Source organism: Mesobacillus sp. MER 48 (assembly GCF_023714225.1).
Taxonomy (GTDB): Bacteria; Bacillota; Bacilli; order Bacillales; family Cytobacillaceae; genus Mesobacillus; species Mesobacillus oceanisediminis_A.
In genome coordinates, this window is record NZ_JAMAUR010000031.1 from 1 (window position 1) to 649 (window position 649).

At 49.9% G+C, this 649-nt stretch carries 6 tRNA genes; all 6 read left to right on the plus strand.

Going from position 1 to position 649, the window contains the following annotated elements:
• Positions 1-47 precede the first annotated feature (47 nt).
• Positions 48-123: transfer RNA gene (locus tag M3593_RS23725), tRNA-Thr, on the plus strand.
• Positions 124-130: 7 nt separating this feature from the next.
• A tRNA-Lys gene (locus M3593_RS23730) sits at positions 131-206 on the plus strand.
• A 15-nt stretch (positions 207-221) separates the two neighbouring features.
• Positions 222-306 (plus strand) — tRNA-Leu (locus M3593_RS23735).
• A 20-nt stretch (positions 307-326) separates the two neighbouring features.
• A tRNA-Gly gene (locus M3593_RS23740) sits at positions 327-401 on the plus strand.
• 10 nt (positions 402-411) lie between these two features.
• A tRNA-Leu gene (locus M3593_RS23745) sits at positions 412-500 on the plus strand.
• Between the two features lie 25 nt (positions 501-525).
• Positions 526-602, plus strand: a tRNA-Arg gene (locus M3593_RS23750).
• Positions 603-649: the final 47 nt, after the last annotated feature.

The following is a 649-nucleotide window of genomic DNA, read 5'->3' on the forward strand; positions in this document are numbered from 1 at the left end:
TTCGATCCCGTCATCCTCCACCATATATTCCTTTAATAATTACAAATGCCGGTGTAGCTCAATTGGTAGAGCAACTGACTTGTAATCAGTAGGTTGGGGGTTCAAGTCCTCTTGCCGGCACCATTTGCACGAGCCATTAGCTCAGTCGGTAGAGCATCTGACTTTTAATCAGAGGGTCGAAGGTTCGAGTCCTTCATGGCTCACCATTTTTAAAAAAATATGCGGGTGTGGCGGAATTGGCAGACGCACCAGACTTAGGATCTGGCGCCGCAAGGCGTGGGGGTTCGACTCCCTTCACCCGCACCATTTTTTCAAAAGCTATATATGCGGAAGTAGTTCAGTGGTAGAATACAACCTTGCCAAGGTTGGGGTCGCGGGTTCGAATCCCGTCTTCCGCTCCATAGTTCTTTAGCCGGGGTGGCGGAACTGGCAGACGCACAGGACTTAAAATCCTGCGGTAGGTGACTACCGTACCGGTTCGATTCCGGTCCTCGGCACCACCAAGTTAGCTAATATACTAAATATGCGCCCGTAGCTCAATTGGATAGAGCGTCTGACTACGGATCAGAAGGTTATGGGTTCGACTCCTTTCGGGCGCGCCATTATATTTTCTCTTTATCGGGGAGTAGCTCAGCTTGGTAGAGCACTT